General features: G+C 68.7%; 17 protein-coding genes. 6 read left to right on the forward strand and 11 right to left on the reverse strand.

Annotated features, from left to right (window positions below; all coding sequences use genetic code 11):
* Positions 1-26: 26 nt before the first annotated feature.
* The 4 genes from I0C86_RS31620 to I0C86_RS31635 all read right to left on the reverse strand — a co-directional run bounded on the left by I0C86_RS31620 (position 27) and on the right by I0C86_RS31635 (position 2283).
* Positions 27-872 carry a MauE/DoxX family redox-associated membrane protein gene (locus tag I0C86_RS31620; protein ID WP_196204978.1) on the reverse strand — a complete coding sequence of 282 codons (846 nt, stop codon included), beginning with the start codon at positions 870-872 and terminating at the stop codon, positions 27-29.
* Positions 873-957: 85 nt separating this feature from the next.
* Positions 958-1560 carry a cell wall protein gene (locus I0C86_RS31625; protein WP_196204979.1) on the reverse strand — a complete coding sequence of 201 codons (603 nt, stop codon included), beginning with the start codon at positions 1558-1560 and terminating at the stop codon, positions 958-960.
* A gap of 13 nt (positions 1561-1573) precedes the next feature.
* On the reverse strand, positions 1574-1984 hold the full coding sequence (locus I0C86_RS31630) for an RlpA-like double-psi beta-barrel domain-containing protein (RefSeq protein ID WP_196204980.1): 411 nt from the start codon (positions 1982-1984) through the stop codon (positions 1574-1576).
* Positions 1985-2124: 140 nt separating this feature from the next.
* Positions 2125-2283, reverse strand: coding sequence for a WYL domain-containing protein (locus I0C86_RS31635; protein WP_230395114.1), 159 nt, complete (start codon positions 2281-2283; stop codon positions 2125-2127).
* A 121-nt stretch (positions 2284-2404) separates the two neighbouring features.
* Between I0C86_RS31635 and I0C86_RS31640 the strand changes: the two genes are divergently transcribed.
* Positions 2405-3535, forward strand: coding sequence for a winged helix DNA-binding domain-containing protein (locus I0C86_RS31640; RefSeq protein ID WP_196204981.1), 1131 nt, complete (start codon positions 2405-2407; stop codon positions 3533-3535).
* A gap of 77 nt (positions 3536-3612) precedes the next feature.
* Here I0C86_RS31640 and I0C86_RS31645 read toward each other — a convergent pair whose 3' ends face one another.
* Both I0C86_RS31645 and nucS read right to left on the reverse strand, forming a co-directional pair.
* Positions 3613-5133, reverse strand: a complete 1521-nt coding sequence (locus tag I0C86_RS31645) for a hypothetical protein (protein ID WP_196204982.1) — start codon at positions 5131-5133, stop codon at positions 3613-3615.
* A 247-nt stretch (positions 5134-5380) separates the two neighbouring features.
* Positions 5381-6040 (reverse strand): endonuclease NucS, encoded by a 660-nt coding sequence (gene nucS / locus I0C86_RS31650; RefSeq protein WP_196204983.1) that lies wholly within the window; start codon positions 6038-6040, stop codon positions 5381-5383.
* A 73-nt stretch (positions 6041-6113) separates the two neighbouring features.
* Here nucS and I0C86_RS31655 point away from each other — a divergent pair, with 73 nt between their 5' ends.
* From I0C86_RS31655 to I0C86_RS31675, 5 genes are all read left to right on the forward strand, one after another.
* Positions 6114-6746, forward strand: coding sequence for a DUF4126 domain-containing protein (locus tag I0C86_RS31655; RefSeq protein ID WP_196204984.1), 633 nt, complete (start codon positions 6114-6116; stop codon positions 6744-6746).
* Positions 6747-7005: 259 nt separating this feature from the next.
* Positions 7006-7977 (forward strand): polysaccharide deacetylase family protein, encoded by a 972-nt coding sequence (locus tag I0C86_RS31660; protein WP_323373970.1) that lies wholly within the window; start codon positions 7006-7008, stop codon positions 7975-7977.
* A gap of 59 nt (positions 7978-8036) precedes the next feature.
* Positions 8037-9266, forward strand: coding sequence for a low temperature requirement protein A (locus I0C86_RS31665; protein WP_196204986.1), 1230 nt, complete (start codon positions 8037-8039; stop codon positions 9264-9266).
* Between the two features lie 69 nt (positions 9267-9335).
* Complete coding sequence (locus I0C86_RS31670; protein ID WP_196204987.1) at positions 9336-10184, forward strand: ABC transporter ATP-binding protein; 849 nt, start codon at positions 9336-9338, stop codon at positions 10182-10184.
* Entirely contained in the window at positions 10181-11029 is an 849-nt protein-coding gene (locus tag I0C86_RS31675) for an ABC transporter permease (RefSeq protein ID WP_196204988.1), read from the forward strand. Before I0C86_RS31670 ends, I0C86_RS31675 begins: the two co-directional genes overlap by 4 nt.
* Positions 11030-11157: 128 nt before the next feature.
* On the opposite strand, the gene I0C86_RS31680 is transcribed toward I0C86_RS31675, so the two are convergent.
* The 5 genes from I0C86_RS31680 to I0C86_RS31700 form a co-directional block, all read right to left on the reverse strand.
* Positions 11158-11328: a hypothetical protein gene (locus I0C86_RS31680; RefSeq protein WP_196204989.1), complete on the reverse strand. Its 171-nt coding sequence runs from the start codon at positions 11326-11328 to the stop codon at positions 11158-11160.
* A gap of 202 nt (positions 11329-11530) precedes the next feature.
* Positions 11531-12796: a glycosyltransferase gene (locus I0C86_RS31685; protein WP_196204990.1), complete on the reverse strand. Its 1266-nt coding sequence runs from the start codon at positions 12794-12796 to the stop codon at positions 11531-11533.
* An 8-nt stretch (positions 12797-12804) separates the two neighbouring features.
* Entirely contained in the window at positions 12805-13425 is a 621-nt protein-coding gene (locus I0C86_RS31690) for a tetratricopeptide repeat protein (RefSeq protein ID WP_196204991.1), read from the reverse strand.
* Positions 13422-13826, reverse strand: coding sequence for a hypothetical protein (locus I0C86_RS31695; protein ID WP_196204992.1), 405 nt, complete (start codon positions 13824-13826; stop codon positions 13422-13424). The genes I0C86_RS31690 and I0C86_RS31695 overlap by 4 nt, the downstream gene beginning before the upstream one ends.
* Before the next feature lie 110 nt (positions 13827-13936).
* On the reverse strand, positions 13937-14220 hold a 284-nt coding region (locus I0C86_RS31700; protein WP_230395115.1), incomplete at its 5' end, for a hypothetical protein.

Genomic DNA, 14220 nt, shown 5'->3' on the forward strand with positions numbered 1-14220 from the left:
TCCTAACACCTCAGGTTCGGGGGCGGTCAGCTGGCGTACGCCGGATCTGTCAGGCTCAGCAGGGTGGCGCCGGTCGAGTCGTCCACCAGGGCGACCCGGACCCGCTCCGGGGCCGCGTCGGCCGCCGGCACGGCGAAGATCGCGGTCGCCGGTCGGCCCTGGTAGCGGGCCGAGTAGCAGACCATCCGCCACGGCTGTTCCAGCCAGTGTTCCCGGACGTCCGAGGTGAGCAGCGCGGCAACCTGCCGGTACGCCCCACTGAGCTGGAGCTGTTGGACGCTGGCCAGCAACGGGATGCCGGACCCGCCCCGCAGCGGATGGGTGAGCCGGGCCCGGAGCCGGCGCAGCGGCAGCAGCCAGGCGGCGTCGAACTCGGGCGACAGGGCGACCAGCGCCGCCACCTCGGCGAGCAACAGCGCGACCGAGGCGGCCGGCTGGTCGACCACGGCCGACAGCCAGTACCCGCCACCGGCGGCGACGGCACCGAGCAGACCGGCAAGCGCCAGCCCTCCGGCACGAGCGATGCTCCGCCCGGTGACGGGGGTGGCCTTGGCGCTCAGGCAGCCGCACGAGGAGCCGGGCGCGGCGCGGCGGGCGTACCAGAGGTAGCCGACGAAGCCGGCGGCGAGCGTGCTGGCCGCGACCGGCTCGGCGACCGGAGCCGGCGGGACCACCAGCAGGATCCCGAGCACCAGTTCCACACCGCCGAGAAGCCGGTACGCCGGCACCGCCCGCCCGCTGCCGAGCAGTGTGCCGAGCGCGGACGTGCCGACCTGGTCGGCCGCCCGCCGGTCGAGCAGCTTGATCCGGGCGGACCAGATCAGCACGACGCCGATCAGCAGGGACTGGAGTGCCGCCATCGACTGGAGCATTGTGCCCTCCTCTCTCTACGGAAGAGGTGTTAGGAAGGGCCCCCGCTACAACAGAAAACGATAAGAAGGGGCCCTTCCTTACACCTCAGTTGGCGGCGTAGACCGTGGCGATGCTGATCTCGTTGGTGTCGGGATGCCAGGCACCGATGATCTGTACGTGCCCGCCGACCCGGAGGAGAGAGATGTCGGAGATGGCCGGGGTGCCGTTGTAGACGGCGGCGGTGGTGCCGGGTACGACGTGTCCGATCAGGCGCCTGCCGTGGTGGTCGAGGTGCAGCACGTTGCGGCCGACCGATGCGATGTGCGCGGTCAGGTTGACGATGTTGGCCCAGAGCGAGTCGGCGGCGAGGGTGCCGTCGGGGAGCCGTACGCCCCGGACGTACATGCCGTCGCCCTTTTCGAGCCGGTCGAAGGTGGTCGGCTGGAACTTCCAGATGCTCGTACCGTTGGTGACCTGGATGCGGTACAGCGCGCCGTCGGAGCCGGCGAGCAGCACCACGCTGCCGTTGATCGTGGTGACCCGGCCCTCGGCGAAGTTCGGGTCGGGTTGGCCGGGGACGACCTTGACCGGTTCGGCGGCGAAGGCGGCCTCCGGGGCGAGTGAGCCGAGTGCGGTCGCGCCGGCGATGCCGGCCCCACCGAGTACGGCGGTGCTGAGCAGTCGGCGCCGGTCCATGGTGTTCGCCATCGTGGAGCCCTCCCTACACCGTGTTGACCGAGCAGGGCCGCAGCCCCGTGGACAGGCTGGCGATCGCGCTGTACGCCGCCGGGGTCAGGTCGATGATCCGGTTCGTTCCGCAGGACGAGCCGCAGCAGGCGCGTTCGCCGCAGAAGAGGTCGGTCTGCGGTCCACAGTCGGCGATCGAGGTGCCGACCCGTGCGCCGTTGCACAGGTTCGTGGTGTAGTGCACGAATCCGCAGGTCCGCCGGCTGAGGCTGGTGCCGCAGGTGTCCGGTCGGGTGATGGCGAGACAGGCTGCCGAGGCGTTCGGCCAGGCGTGCTGGAAGTTGCCGGAGGTGCAGGTTCCGCAGGCGCCTCGGCCGGTCGACGCGCAGGGGCCCCAGGCGCTGCCGCAACAGAACCAGGACACCTCTCCGGTCACAGCTGCCATGATCGGTCCTCCCTTCGGGGGTTAAGGGAAACGACGTTGATCAATATTGACGACAATTATTGCGACAGAAAACCACGGAGTCAATTACGACCCTGAAAGTTTTCTTCAACTGTCTGGCTCGGCGCCGAGGACCCCGGAGGTCACGATGACCTGGTATCGGTGGCCCCGATGACCCGGGCCCCCAACGCGCGGAGGTAGTCGATCAGCTTCGGCGGCTCGTGCACCTCGAACTCGCAACCGAGGGTGGCCAGCCTCGGCGCCAGCCACTTCAACGTCTCGTCGAGCACCAGGCGCGGCATCGCGGCGCCCGCATGTGTGACAGGATCTGGCCTATTTGGGTTCTAACGTTTTCGGCATGACGCCATCTCCCATCGACGTACCCCAGCCGGACCTCAGTACCTGCTTCGCCAAGGTCCGCTGATGCGGCATCTGTCGTTCGCGCAGGTCTGCGCCCGGCGGCTGGACCGGCAGGGGCTGATCTCGCCACTGCCCGGGGCCGCGGCGGTCGCGGCCCGGCTCGGCGGGGTGCACGCCCAGGTGCTGTCCGCCGCCGAACTCTCGATCGGGCTACGCGCCCGCGACACCACCCGGGCCGACGTACGGAAGGCGCTGTGGACCGAGCGCAGCCTGGTCAAGACGCGCGGCCCCCGCTTCACCGTGCACCTGCTGGCCACCGAGGACCTGCCGATGTGGACCGGCGCGCTGTCGGCCCTGCCGGTCCAGCCGCACAAGCTGCTCACCGAGAAGCAGGCCGGGCAGGTCGTCGAGGCGATCGCGGACGCGCTCCGGGACGCCGAGCTGACCACCGACGAGTTGACCGAGGCGGTCGTGACGCGTACCGGACCGTGGGCCGGTGACCGGGTGATGGACGCATTCCAGGGGAAGTGGCCCCGCTGGATCGAGGCGATGTCGCTGTCCGGCCGGCGTGGTGCGATGTGCTTCGGCCCGAACCGGGGCCGCCAGACGACGTACACGAACCCGGCCCGTTGGCTGCCGGGGTTCCAGCCCGCCGAGGCCCGACCGGCACTCACCGAGGTGGTCCGGCGCTACCTGTACGCGTACGGCCCGGCCACCCCGGCACACTTCGCGCAGTGGCTGGCGGCACCGAAGCGCTGGGCGGCGGAACTGTTCGACTCGCTCGGGGCGGAACTGGAGCAGGTGTCGGTGGCCGGCACCTCCGCCTGGGTGGTGGCCGGCGACACCGCCGTCCCGAGCGGGTTGCCGGACGGGGTACGGCTGTTGCCGTACTTCGACGCGTACCCGGTCGGCTGCTTTCCCCGCGAGCACCTCTTCCCCGGCCGGGCCGCCGAACGGGCACTGGCAGGCGGACAGGCCGGCAACTTTCCGGTACTGCTCGTCGACGGTGTGGTGGCCGGGGTGTGGCACCAGCGCCGCTCCGGCCGACGGATCCACGTCACGGTGGAGCCCCTGAACGGGCTCACCGCCGGGCAGCGCCGCGACCTCGACGACCAGGTGCAGCGAATCGGCGAGATCCTCGAAGGCACCCCCGAACTGACCATCGGCGAAGTCTCCGTCGGCCCACACGCCTAACCGATGTAAGGAAGGGGCCCTTCTTATCGCTTTCTGTTGTAGCGGGGGCCCTTCCTAACACTTCCTGTCTCCCGGGGTCAGGGACGTGGCGGGCGGCTGAAGCGGTGGCCGAGCCAACCGGCGGCGGCGATTCCGGCGAGCGCACACGTCGCGCCGACGAGTGCCGCGTTCCGGTAGCCGATCGCGCCGTTCGCCCAGGCGACGAACGGCGCGAGCCAGCCGACGCCGCTCGACAGTCCGATCAGGATGATCAGCAGTAGCCAGCGGACCGGCAGTACCCGTCCGGCGAAGACCAGGAGTCCGACCGCACCGGTCAGCGCCATCAGCGGCCCCAGCATGACCAGGAGTCGGCCGAGGATGGCGAGAGGCCCGTCGCTGCCCATCGACAGGACGCCGAGGAGCCCACCCGCACACCCCAGAACCAGCGGAACCACGAACCAGACGACAGTGATCCTCCCCCGCCGGGCCGCAAGCCAGCCACCCAGACCCAACGCCGCCAGCCCGACCAGCAGCGCGAGCGCGATCTCCCGGGCGAGTGCACCGGGATCGACGCCCGACGCGTCCGCCGGTCTGGCCGACCCGCCGTAGCCGTTGAACTCGACCCGGGTCCAACGCCCGTCCGGCTCGCGGACGGCGACACCGTCCCGGCCGTTGGCCACCACCACGACGTGACCGGCACGCGTCGGTTGCACGACCAACGCCAGGGAGGAGAGGTAGACCTCCGGGTCGCCGAGATCGTCGTACGACCGGATCAGATAGCGGCGCGCCTCGTCCGACACCGCCCAACCCGTTCGCCAGGTGGTACCGGAATCGGTGGTTTCCTCGACCCGCAGTTTGCCCGGCACCACGCGGTAGCAGTGCGCCGGTTCCCCCGGCACGCAGCCCTGCTCGGCCCCGGCCGGTAGCCCGGACCGCTCGGCCTCGAAGGCCGTCTCCTCCGCCGGATCCAGGTTCCGCCAGCCCCGCCCGTCGCGTTCGCTGAGCCACCACGTCTCCGGCTGTCGGTCACCCGGGTGGTAGGCGTTGGCCTGGCCCACCACGACCTGGTCCCGCCAGACCGTCACCGCGACCGCGTCCGGATAGTACGGCGCACTGGTGGCCGCCACCGCGAGTACGGCGCAGGGCAGCAGGACGAGTACGCCGAACCGACGTACCGCCCGGCGCGTCGCCGGACGTCGCCGGGCCCGGACCCAGACCCAGCTGGCGACGCCGAGCACCGGCAGGGCGGCGAGGTCGGTACGGTCGGCCAGGATCACCGATGGCCCGGTGAGCCCGCTCCAGAGCGCGGAGGCGGCGGCCGCCCCGCCGTCGGTCGCCTTGACCACGGTGAAGGCGAGTCCGGTGACGCCGAGGCTGGCGAGCGCCAGCGGGGTTCCGGGCAGCCTCGGAACGAGCCCGGCGACCACGGTGGCGAGCAACGGCGCCGCGACGAGCAGGCCGGCGACGTCACTGAGCTTCCCGGTGACCAGCCCCGGGTACGCCGCCTTGAGGAGATGGTCGTTGACCACGAGCGCGACGATCGCCAGCACGGTCACCGGATGACCGAGCCAGGCGAGCATCACCGGTGGGGTGTTCCGGGTGCGGCTGTCGTCGTCCATGTTGACGACGATTCCGACCCGGCATCACGATCCCGGCACCACCGCGTCGCGATCTTGCGCCGATCCGGACACCCTCAGGTCGCGAAAGGGCGGCAATCCGGTACGTCGCCCCGCCCGACAACCATCCACACCCGGCGGAGCGTCAGCCGTACCGGACGATGCCCCTGAATGCCAGGACGCCCCTCCCTGGATGCCAGGACGATGCCACGGCAGGCCAGGACGATGCGCCGACGGCCGGACGATGCCGCTAGAAGAGGGTCATCTCGTCCCGGACGATGCCACGCAGCCGGTCGTAGTTCACCGCCACGCACCGGATTCCCCGGTCGGCGGCGAGCACCCGGGCCTGCGGCTTGATCTCCTGCGCCGCGAAGATGCCGTGAACCGGCGCGAGCAGCGGATCGCGGTTGAGCAACTCCAGGTAGCGGGTGAGCTGTTCCACCCCGTCGATCTCGCCGCGCCGCTTGATCTCCACCGCTACCGCCGCCCCGGCACCGTCCCGGCAGAGCAGGTCGACCGGCCCGATAGCGGTGGGGTACTCCCGGCGGACCAGCGTGAAGCCGGCGCCGAACTCGGTGGGGTTCGCGGCCAGCAATTCCTGGAGGTGCGCCTCCACGCCGTCCTTACGCAACCCGGGATCGACACCCAACTCGTACGACGAATCCTGGAAGATCTCCTCCAGGGTGATCCGCAGTTCCTCACCGGCCTTGTTGACCACCCGCCACACGCCGGGAGCCTCCTCCAGCCGGCACGGCGGGCTCATCCAGTTGAGTGGCTTGTAGGCCCGGTCGTCGGCATGGATCGAGACCGATCCGTCGGCCTTGACCATCAGCAACCGGGTCGCCAGCGGCAGGTGTGCCGAAAGCCGTCCGACATAGTCCACGGAGCACCGCGCTATCACCAACCGCACCCGACGAGGGTAGCGGAGCGGGCGGAGCACGTCCGACGGGCCATGCTGGCGAGTTGGTGCCATCCTGGAAGCTGTGCTGGAAGCCCTCACCGGAACCGGTCTCGCCGCATCGGCGGGACTGAACGCATACATTCCCCTGCTCACCATGGCCCTGCTCGCCCGGTTCACCGAACTCGTCAACCTGCCGAGCGGTTGGCAGTGGCTCTCCAACGGTTGGACGATCGCGATTCTGGCGGTGCTGCTGGCCGTCGAGGTGGTCGCCGACAAGGTGCCGGTGGTCGACCACGTCAACGACGTCGTGCAGACGGTCGTCCGTCCGACGGCGGGCGGACTCGCGTTCGGCGCGGGGTCCGGCTCGGAGACGGCCACCGTCAGTGACCCGGGGCAGTTCTTCGGATCCCACCAGTGGGTACCGGTCGCCATCGGGGTGATCATCGCGCTCGGCGTACACGGGGTGAAGGCCGCCGCTCGGCCCGTGATCAACGCCGGCACGGCCGGATTCGGCGCTCCGGTGGCGAGCACCGCCGAGGATGCGACGAGCGTGTTCGTCTCGCTGGCCGCGATCCTGCTTCCGGTGCTGGTACTGGTGTTCCTGCTCGGGGTGCCGTTCCTGGTGATGTGGGTCGTCCGTCGGCGTCGGCGCCGCCGGCAGCAGCGGCGGGCCGCCCGGCTCGCCCGGACCGAGACCATGGTGGACCACTACTGACCGCCGGACGCCGGACGCCCCGCTCCGGGACGCCGGGTAACCGGGACGCCGGGTAACCGGGACGCCGGGTAACGGGGACGCCGGGTAACCGGGACGCCGGGTAACCGGGACGCCGGGTAACCGGGACGCCGGGTAACCGGGACGCCGGATCCGGCGACCGGCCGTGCCGGCTCATCCCATCGGCGTCAGCCACTGGCCCGGACGGGTTCCGGCCCCTCCGGGACCACGGCAGTGGACCGGGACTGGCATGCTCGGCCGGGTGTTCGCGAAGATATTTCGGATCGGCCTGATCTCCGTCTCCGCCGCCGCGCTCGTAGGTGCCCTCGTCCTGGTGGTGGCCGTGGCGCGCGGCGGCGACACCTCGGCGACGCCGAAGGCGGGATTCGAGCCGTCGTGGGCCGGCGGCCCGGCCGGACCGGCGGATGGCACCCCGCAGGCTGGTACGGCGACGGCCAGCGCACCACACCCGACCCGACCTGCGACGACCCCGACCGCCCCGACCTCGACGCGCCAGCCGACAGCCGCCGAGCGGCCCGGGGCGACCCGGCCGGGCACCCGTCCACCGGTCGTCGGGCACGGTCCCCGCTCCGGCAACCTGGTCGCACTCACTTTCGACGCCGACATGACCGACGCGATGCTCGCCAACCTGCGCGGCGGGCGGGTGCGGTCGTACGCCAACATGCGGATCATCGAACTGTTGGAACGGGAGCGGATCCCGGCGACGTTCTTCCTGACCGGCAAGTGGGTGGAGCGCTATCCGGAGTTGACCCGACGCCTGGCCGGCAATTCGCGCTTCGAACTGGCCAACCACACGTACGGGCACCTGGCGTTCACCCCGAACTGCTACGGCCTGCCCCGGGTGTCGAACAGTCGGATGACCGAGGACGTGGCCCGGACCTTCCGGCTGATCGAGCCGTACGGGGGCCGGCAGACCCGCTACTTCCGCTTCCCGGGACTGTGCCACGACGGTGCCGCACTTGCCGCCCTCGCGCCACTCGGAGTGACAGTGGTCGACGGCGACGTGGTCAGCGGGGACCCGTTCGCCACCGCCTGGCGGCCGATCGTCAACGCGGTGCTGTCGAAGGTCAAGCCGGGCTCGGTCGTCGTACTGCACGTGACCGAGGCGAACGCGGCGATGACCGACGAGGCGCTGCCGCACATCCTGCGCGGGCTGCGTGAGCGCGGACTCTCCCCGGCACCGCTGTCCGAGGTACTGGCCGGCGGCAGGTGACTTCCGTGGTTGCGTGAATTCGCCGCGAGTGCGACGCGGCGAACGATGAAGATGAGGTGATGGGGCAGGTCTTCCGCTCGCGGGCGGTGGTGACGGCGGAGACACATCGAACGACCCGGTTCGAGATCTTCTTCGATCTGGTGTTCGTCTTCGCTCTGATCAGGGTCACCGAGTTCATGAGTGCGCGGCCCGCGCCGGTGACCCTGGCCCAGGGGCTCCTCATCCTCATGATGTTGTGGCTCTCCTGGTTGGTCTACTCCTCGCTCGGAAACTATGCCCGAGCCGATGTCGGGCTGAGCCGTGCCGGTACCACCGCCGCCATGGCAGCCGTCTTCCTCGCCGCGCTCGTCATCCCCGATGTCTGGAAATCCGGTCCGGGAACGTTGGAACCTCGGCTGATCCTGGTGCTGGCCTACATCGTGCTGAGGCTGATCCATCTGGCCCTCTTCCGCTGGGCGGCGGCGGACGACCGGCGGCTGCGCAGGACCATTCGCATCTACGCCCTCGCTACCGTGCCGTCCTGGATTCCACTCGTTCTCGGTGCGGTGTTCGGCGGCAGGACGCAGATCCTGCTCTGGACCGCAGCGCTCGTCATCGACATGGCCGGCGGGGTGATCGCCTCTGTTCGAAGCGGTTGGTCGATACGCAGCCCGGGTCACTTCACGGAGCGGCACAGCCTCGTGGTGATCATCGCGCTCGGTGAGTCCCTGGTCTCGGTCGGCACCGGGGTCGGCGTGGAGATGATCCGTCGACCGGTCCTGCTGGCCGCGCTCCTCACCCTCACCATCACGGTGTGCCTGTACCGGTTGTACTCCGAGAATGCGGCCATTGCCGGGGAGGTGCTGAAGGCCGAGTCCGGCGTACGACGCGGCAGGCTGGCCACCAACGCCTACGGCCGGGCCCATTTCCCGCTGATCGCCGGAACCATATACACGGCGCTGGGGGTCGAGCAGGTGATCGCCGACCTGTCACACGGGCATTCCCACGACATCGCCGAACTACGCCTGGGCTGGCCCTCGGCCGCCGCACTGTTCGGCGGGACCGCTCTGTACCTCACGGGCAGGGCAGCGTTCCTGGGTCTCAGTGTCCGGTCCGTGCCACCGGAACAACTCCTCGCTCCCGGTGTGGTGCTGCTGTTACTTCCCGCCGGCCGGTTCCTACCTGGTTTGGCCGCTCTCGGCCTGCTCGCCACGTTCCTCGTCGTCCTGGTCAGCTACGAGGCGCTGTGCAGACGCAGGCGGGATTCCGGGGGACCCGCGGTCGACCCGGCGACCTCCGGACCGTCGTGACGACCTTCGCGCTCGCGCGGCAGCCGACCCGGCGATCACCGCCGCCGGACCGTCACGCATAGTGGTCCCATGGATGACCAGCTCGCGATCTCCGTCCGGGGGTTGCGCAAGGCGTACGGCGACACCACAGCCGTGGACGGCGTCGACCTGACGGTGTCCCGGGGTGAGGTTTTCGCCCTGCTGGGCCCGAACGGAGCGGGCAAGACCACCACGGTGGAGATCCTGGAGGGCTACCGCCGCCGGGACGCGGGCGAGGTCAGCGTGCTCGGCATCGATCCGGACCACGCGGACGACCAGTGGCGGACCCGGGTCGGCATCGTGCTCCAGGGCACCGGTGAGTTCGACGATCTCACCGTCGCCGAGGTGGTGCACCACTTCGCCGGCTTCTATCCGGCACCGGACGATCCGGACAAGGTCATCGACCGGGTCGGCCTGGTCGACAAGGCGAAGTCCCGGACCCATGCCCTCTCCGGGGGACAGAAGCGGCGGCTGGACGTCGCGTTGGGCATCATCGGCCGCCCCGAGCTGCTGTTCCTGGACGAGCCGACCACCGGCTTCGACCCGGAGGCCCGTCGCGAGTTCTGGGAACTCATCCGCGACCTGGCCGCCGCTGGTACCACCATCGTGCTGACCACGCACTACCTGGACGAGGCCGAGGCGCTCGCCGACCGGGTCGGTGTGATCACCGGCGGCCGGCTGGTCGAGGTGGCCGCCCCGGCCCGACTCGGCAACCGGGAGAACGCGCTGACCACGGTCTCCTGGCGTACCCCGACCGGCGAGGTGGAACGCGCGGAGAGCGCGACGCCGACGGCCCTGGTCGGCGAGCTGGCCGCGCGGTTCGGCGGCGAGGTGCCGGGACTGACCGTGACCCGGCCCAGCCTGGAAGACATCTACCTGCGGATGATCGGGCACCGATGACCACCACATCACGCACTTCCGCCACCCCGGCGACGACGGTCCCCGGTCGGCGCCTCGGCCCGGTCGCCCTCGGCCTCCGCCAGGGCCGCCTCGAACTCCGGCAGTTCCTCCGCAGCCGCGAGTCGGTGGTCTTCACCATGGCCTTCCCGGTCGTCCTACTCCTGATCTTCGCCTCGGTCTTCGGGGACGAGATCGGCGGCGGGGTACGGTTCACCCAGTATTTCGTGACCGGGATGATCGCCTCCGGGCTGGTGGCGGTGGGCTTCCAGAACCTGGCGATCCAGATTCCGGGCGAGCGGGACCGGGGCATCCTCAAGCGGCTGCGTGGTACCCCGATGCCGCAGTGGGTCTACTTCGCCGGCAAGGTGATCATGGTCGGGGTGATCGCCCTGGTAGAGACCGCCCTCCTGCTCGGCACCGCGACCCTCTTCTTCGATCTCCAGCTGCCGGCGACCGCGGCCAGGTGGTTCACCTTCGGCTGGGTCTCGCTGCTCGGCATCACCGCCTGCACGCTCCTCGGCATCGCCTTCTCGTCCCTCGCCCAGACCGGTCGAGGCGCCTCGGCGACCGCCACCCCGGTCGCCCTGATCCTCCAGTTCATCTCCGGCGTCTTCATCGTCTTCACCGAACTTCCGTCCTGGATGCAGCAGGTGGCGGCCCTCTTCCCCCTCAAGTGGATGTGCCAGGGCCTCCGCAGCGTCTTCCTACCCGCCTCCTTCGCCGCACAGGAACCCGCCGGCTCCTTCGAACTGGGCCGGGTCGCCCTCGTCCTGTCCATCTGGTGCGTCCTCGGCCTCGTCCTCTGCCTGACCACCTTCCGCTGGACCACCCGCCGCGACGGCTGATCAGGTGCACCAGGAGACGGCGAACTCACCCAAGGTGAGTGGGATGAGGCGGTCCCGGGCGGGCTGAGCCCCCTTGGCCGCCGGTCGCTGAGGTCGCGCCGGCCGTTCACGCCTCGACGGGAGGCGTGTCATACGACGGAGAAGGCCACTGTTCCGGTGTACTCACCGGCGACGGCGGCCAGAGGCAGTTGAACGGCAACGACTGGATCCCAGGTGGAGGAGTTCGTGCCACGACCGTCGGTGCGGGCGTAGGCGGTGCGTGCCACGTCGATGGTCTGCGCGTCCCGGGAGACCCACATCTTCGAGACCGCAGATCGCGCACCGTTACCGGCCCAGGTCGGCGGAGACGGTACGGTCGGGACGGGCGCCGGGCAGAAGACATTGCACGACTGGGCACCGTTGATCAGGTTCACCGTGCTGTCAGCTCCGCCGCTACCAGATCGATCAGGCGCGGCCGGGTGTCTCATAGAACCGGGACGCTGGCTGCACCGTGTCCGATAGTCATATGTTCAACAGGCCGCCGTTGCGTAGGGCGTCGTCCTTGATCGCGATAAGATTCGCGGAGACGTACGGGATGTTGTGCGTCTGGTGCCATTCGCTCGGAAAGTACGTGACCAACCGGGACGCCTGGAATCGGCAATTGATTCCAGGCACAAATCGAGAATAGTTGGCGTCCGTGAAATACCAGAACGAGTTTTCGTTGTAGAACGCCACATGCGTCGGATCCTGGTACGCACCCCGACCGTCGGTGCTAGGCGTCAGCGACAACAGCATCCCGTTCGGCGCAAGCAGTCGGTACAACTCGCTGAACAGTGCGACTTTGTCCGGAATGTGTTCCAGGAAATCCACAGCTCGAATGACTCCGACGCTGCCGTCCGGCAGATCGACGCCCTTCGTTATGTCGCATACCATGTCGACGCCCGGCCCGTCGCGGTAGTCCAGACCGAGATATCCTTCCGGCTTGTTGTGGGCCGCGCCCAGATCGAGCGCCAGGAGTCCCTGCCGCCGTGACCAGGTCAGCACATTCTGTTGAATGTTCCGATCGTAGATCTCCACCGTACGCTGTTGGATACGGGCGTTGAGATCCGGAATGCGCTGCGTGTTCTTGGCATGCATGCGCTGCAGGTACAGGCACTTCTGAATGTGATGGAACTCGCTCACCTGGTAGATCCGAGCCATGAGATCGGCGTCGTCCGCGACGTCGAACGACTCGTCGTATCCGCCGACCTTCTCGTAGATATCCCGGCGGAAGGCCCGCACATGGTTCGGTGCGTACCAGATGTAGCTCACATTGTGCGGCGTGGGCGGCAATGCCCGGCAGACAAGCACCTCGCGGCCGTCCACCTTCTCATCGTAGTGACGCCAGCCGAATGAACTCGCGAAACGGTCTTCGCAGCGGCTGCCGTCCTCCTGGATCTGCGCGGTGTCGCTGTAGACGAACCCCACCTCCGGATTGGAGTCGAAGGCGTCGACGATTTCTTGCAGACAGTCGCTGCTGAGCAGATCGTCGTCGTCAAGCTCGACCAGGATGTCCCCGGCAGCCTCGGCACAGGCGTACCCCTTCACGGCGCCAACGCCGTTCAGGTTGTCCTGGACAATGAGCCGGATCCGATCGTCGTGCCTCTCGGGCCGCCAACGAGACCCCTGGTTGAGAACGACCACCCATTCCCAGTCGGTGAAAGTCTGCGCGACCAGTGATCGGAAACATTCGTCGATGAAACGGGTGCGGTTGCTCCCTGTGAAGACCGTTACGCGCGGTGTATGCATTGAGTCAATCACCTACCCGCCGGAGCCGAGGACCGAGTAGTCGGGCGGTACTTCGCCGGAACGGCCGAGGTGAGCCCCTTGTCCAGCCGGATCGCCGCCCTGAAGGCGTCCCGCGCTGCCGCGTTGTCACCGGATTGGGACAGCAGCATGCCCAGCCGGAGGTAGGCGGTTGACGACTTGTTGTCGATCGACACGACCTTGCGGTAGATGTCCATCGACGTCGTCGGGGCCGTACCTTCCAGTGCAATGGCCTTGTTGTAAAGGGCCGGCTTGTAGTTGGCGTCAGCCGCCAATGCCTTGTCGTAGTTGCTGATCGCCTCGTCGGCCTTGTTGCGCGACTGGGCGATGAAGCCCAGGTTGAACCAGGCGAACTTGTTGTTGACCTCGGCGGCCAGCAGCTTCTCGAAGGTGGCCTTCGCCGCGTCCAAGTTGCCAGCCTGGCCCTGCTCGACACCAAGCTTCAGCAGATCCGCCGGCGCGGTCCCGGTGTTGGCGCCGCCATTTGCCTTGTCGCTGTTGCCGGAATTGCTCGTCTGTGGCCTTTCGGCAGGCTTCTCGCTGCATGCTGCGACTCCGGCTAGCAGGACCGCACCACAGGCGAGTAACCCGAATATCTGACGCGTGCTCATTTCTCCTCCTTGACGGTAACGGGGCGGTCGGACTTGCTCTTCGGCAGGCTGGGCTTGCTATTGTTGGCCTTCTCCCGGCCCGACGTGTTGGCCGGAGCCCTTAACGCCACCGGTGTGGCGGGCGAGATACAGGACACCCAGATGTCGGCGCCTCCGCCGGTAAAGGTGAACTGGTAGCCACTGATCGAGAGCGGCTGGATCAGCACAGGGTTGACGCCCGCACCCGAGAGTTGGTATCCAGTTCCGACAGCAATGTCTCCGGGCACGCACCCGAAATTGACGGGGGTGTCCGCGATCACGGTCAGCGGGCCCTGAATGTAGGCGGACTGGATTCCGTTGCCCGCCACGCCCTGCGCGCCCTGCGCGCCCGCGTCGCCCTGCGGTCCTTGTACGCCCTGCAAACCCAGCGCACCTTGAGCGCCCAGCGCACCTTGAGCGCCCTGGGCACCTTGAGCGCCCGCGTCGCCCTGGGCACCCTGGAAACCTTGAGCACCCTGAGTTCCCTGGGCGCCTAGGTCACCTTGAGCACCTTGACTTCCCACGTCGCCCTGGACGCCTTGGAGACCTTGAGGACCTTGGAAACCTTGAGCACCTTGAAGACCCTCGCCGCCCACAGCGCCCTGAGCGCCCTGGAACCCCTGGGCACCTTGGACCCCCACCGCACCCTGGACACCTTGAGCACCTTGAACGCCCACGTCGCCCTGAGCACCTTGAGCGCCCTCAGCGCCCACAACACCCTGGAACCCCTGGGCACCTTGAGCACCCACCGCACCCTCGGCACCTTGAGCGCCCTCA

It is taken from the genome of Plantactinospora alkalitolerans (genome assembly GCF_015690345.1).
GTDB classification, from domain to species: Bacteria; Actinomycetota; Actinomycetes; order Mycobacteriales; family Micromonosporaceae; genus Plantactinospora; species Plantactinospora alkalitolerans.

Bases quoted from the DNA above. Each gene is read 5' to 3' on its own strand.
- I0C86_RS31620 (WP_196204978.1), bottom strand. From the start codon at position 872: ATGCTCCAGTCGATGGCGGCACTCCAGTCCCTGCTGATCGGCGTCGTG.
- I0C86_RS31625 (WP_196204979.1), bottom strand. From the start codon at position 1,560: ATGGCGAACACCATGGACCGGCGCCGACTGCTCAGCACCGCCGTACTC.
- I0C86_RS31630 (WP_196204980.1), bottom strand. From the start codon at position 1,984: ATGGCAGCTGTGACCGGAGAGGTGTCCTGGTTCTGTTGCGGCAGCGCC.
- I0C86_RS31635 (WP_230395114.1), bottom strand. From the start codon at position 2,283: ATGCCGCGCCTGGTGCTCGACGAGACGTTGAAGTGGCTGGCGCCGAGG.
- I0C86_RS31640 (WP_196204981.1), top strand. From the start codon at position 2,405: ATGCGGCATCTGTCGTTCGCGCAGGTCTGCGCCCGGCGGCTGGACCGG.
- I0C86_RS31645 (WP_196204982.1), bottom strand. From the start codon at position 5,133: ATGGACGACGACAGCCGCACCCGGAACACCCCACCGGTGATGCTCGCC.
- I0C86_RS31665 (WP_196204986.1), top strand. From the start codon at position 8,037: ATGGGGCAGGTCTTCCGCTCGCGGGCGGTGGTGACGGCGGAGACACAT.
- I0C86_RS31670 (WP_196204987.1), top strand. From the start codon at position 9,336: ATGGATGACCAGCTCGCGATCTCCGTCCGGGGGTTGCGCAAGGCGTAC.
- I0C86_RS31675 (WP_196204988.1), top strand. From the start codon at position 10,181: ATGACCACCACATCACGCACTTCCGCCACCCCGGCGACGACGGTCCCC.
- I0C86_RS31680 (WP_196204989.1), bottom strand. From the start codon at position 11,328: ATGTGGGTCTCCCGGGACGCGCAGACCATCGACGTGGCACGCACCGCC.
- I0C86_RS31685 (WP_196204990.1), bottom strand. From the start codon at position 12,796: ATGCATACACCGCGCGTAACGGTCTTCACAGGGAGCAACCGCACCCGT.
- I0C86_RS31690 (WP_196204991.1), bottom strand. From the start codon at position 13,425: ATGAGCACGCGTCAGATATTCGGGTTACTCGCCTGTGGTGCGGTCCTG.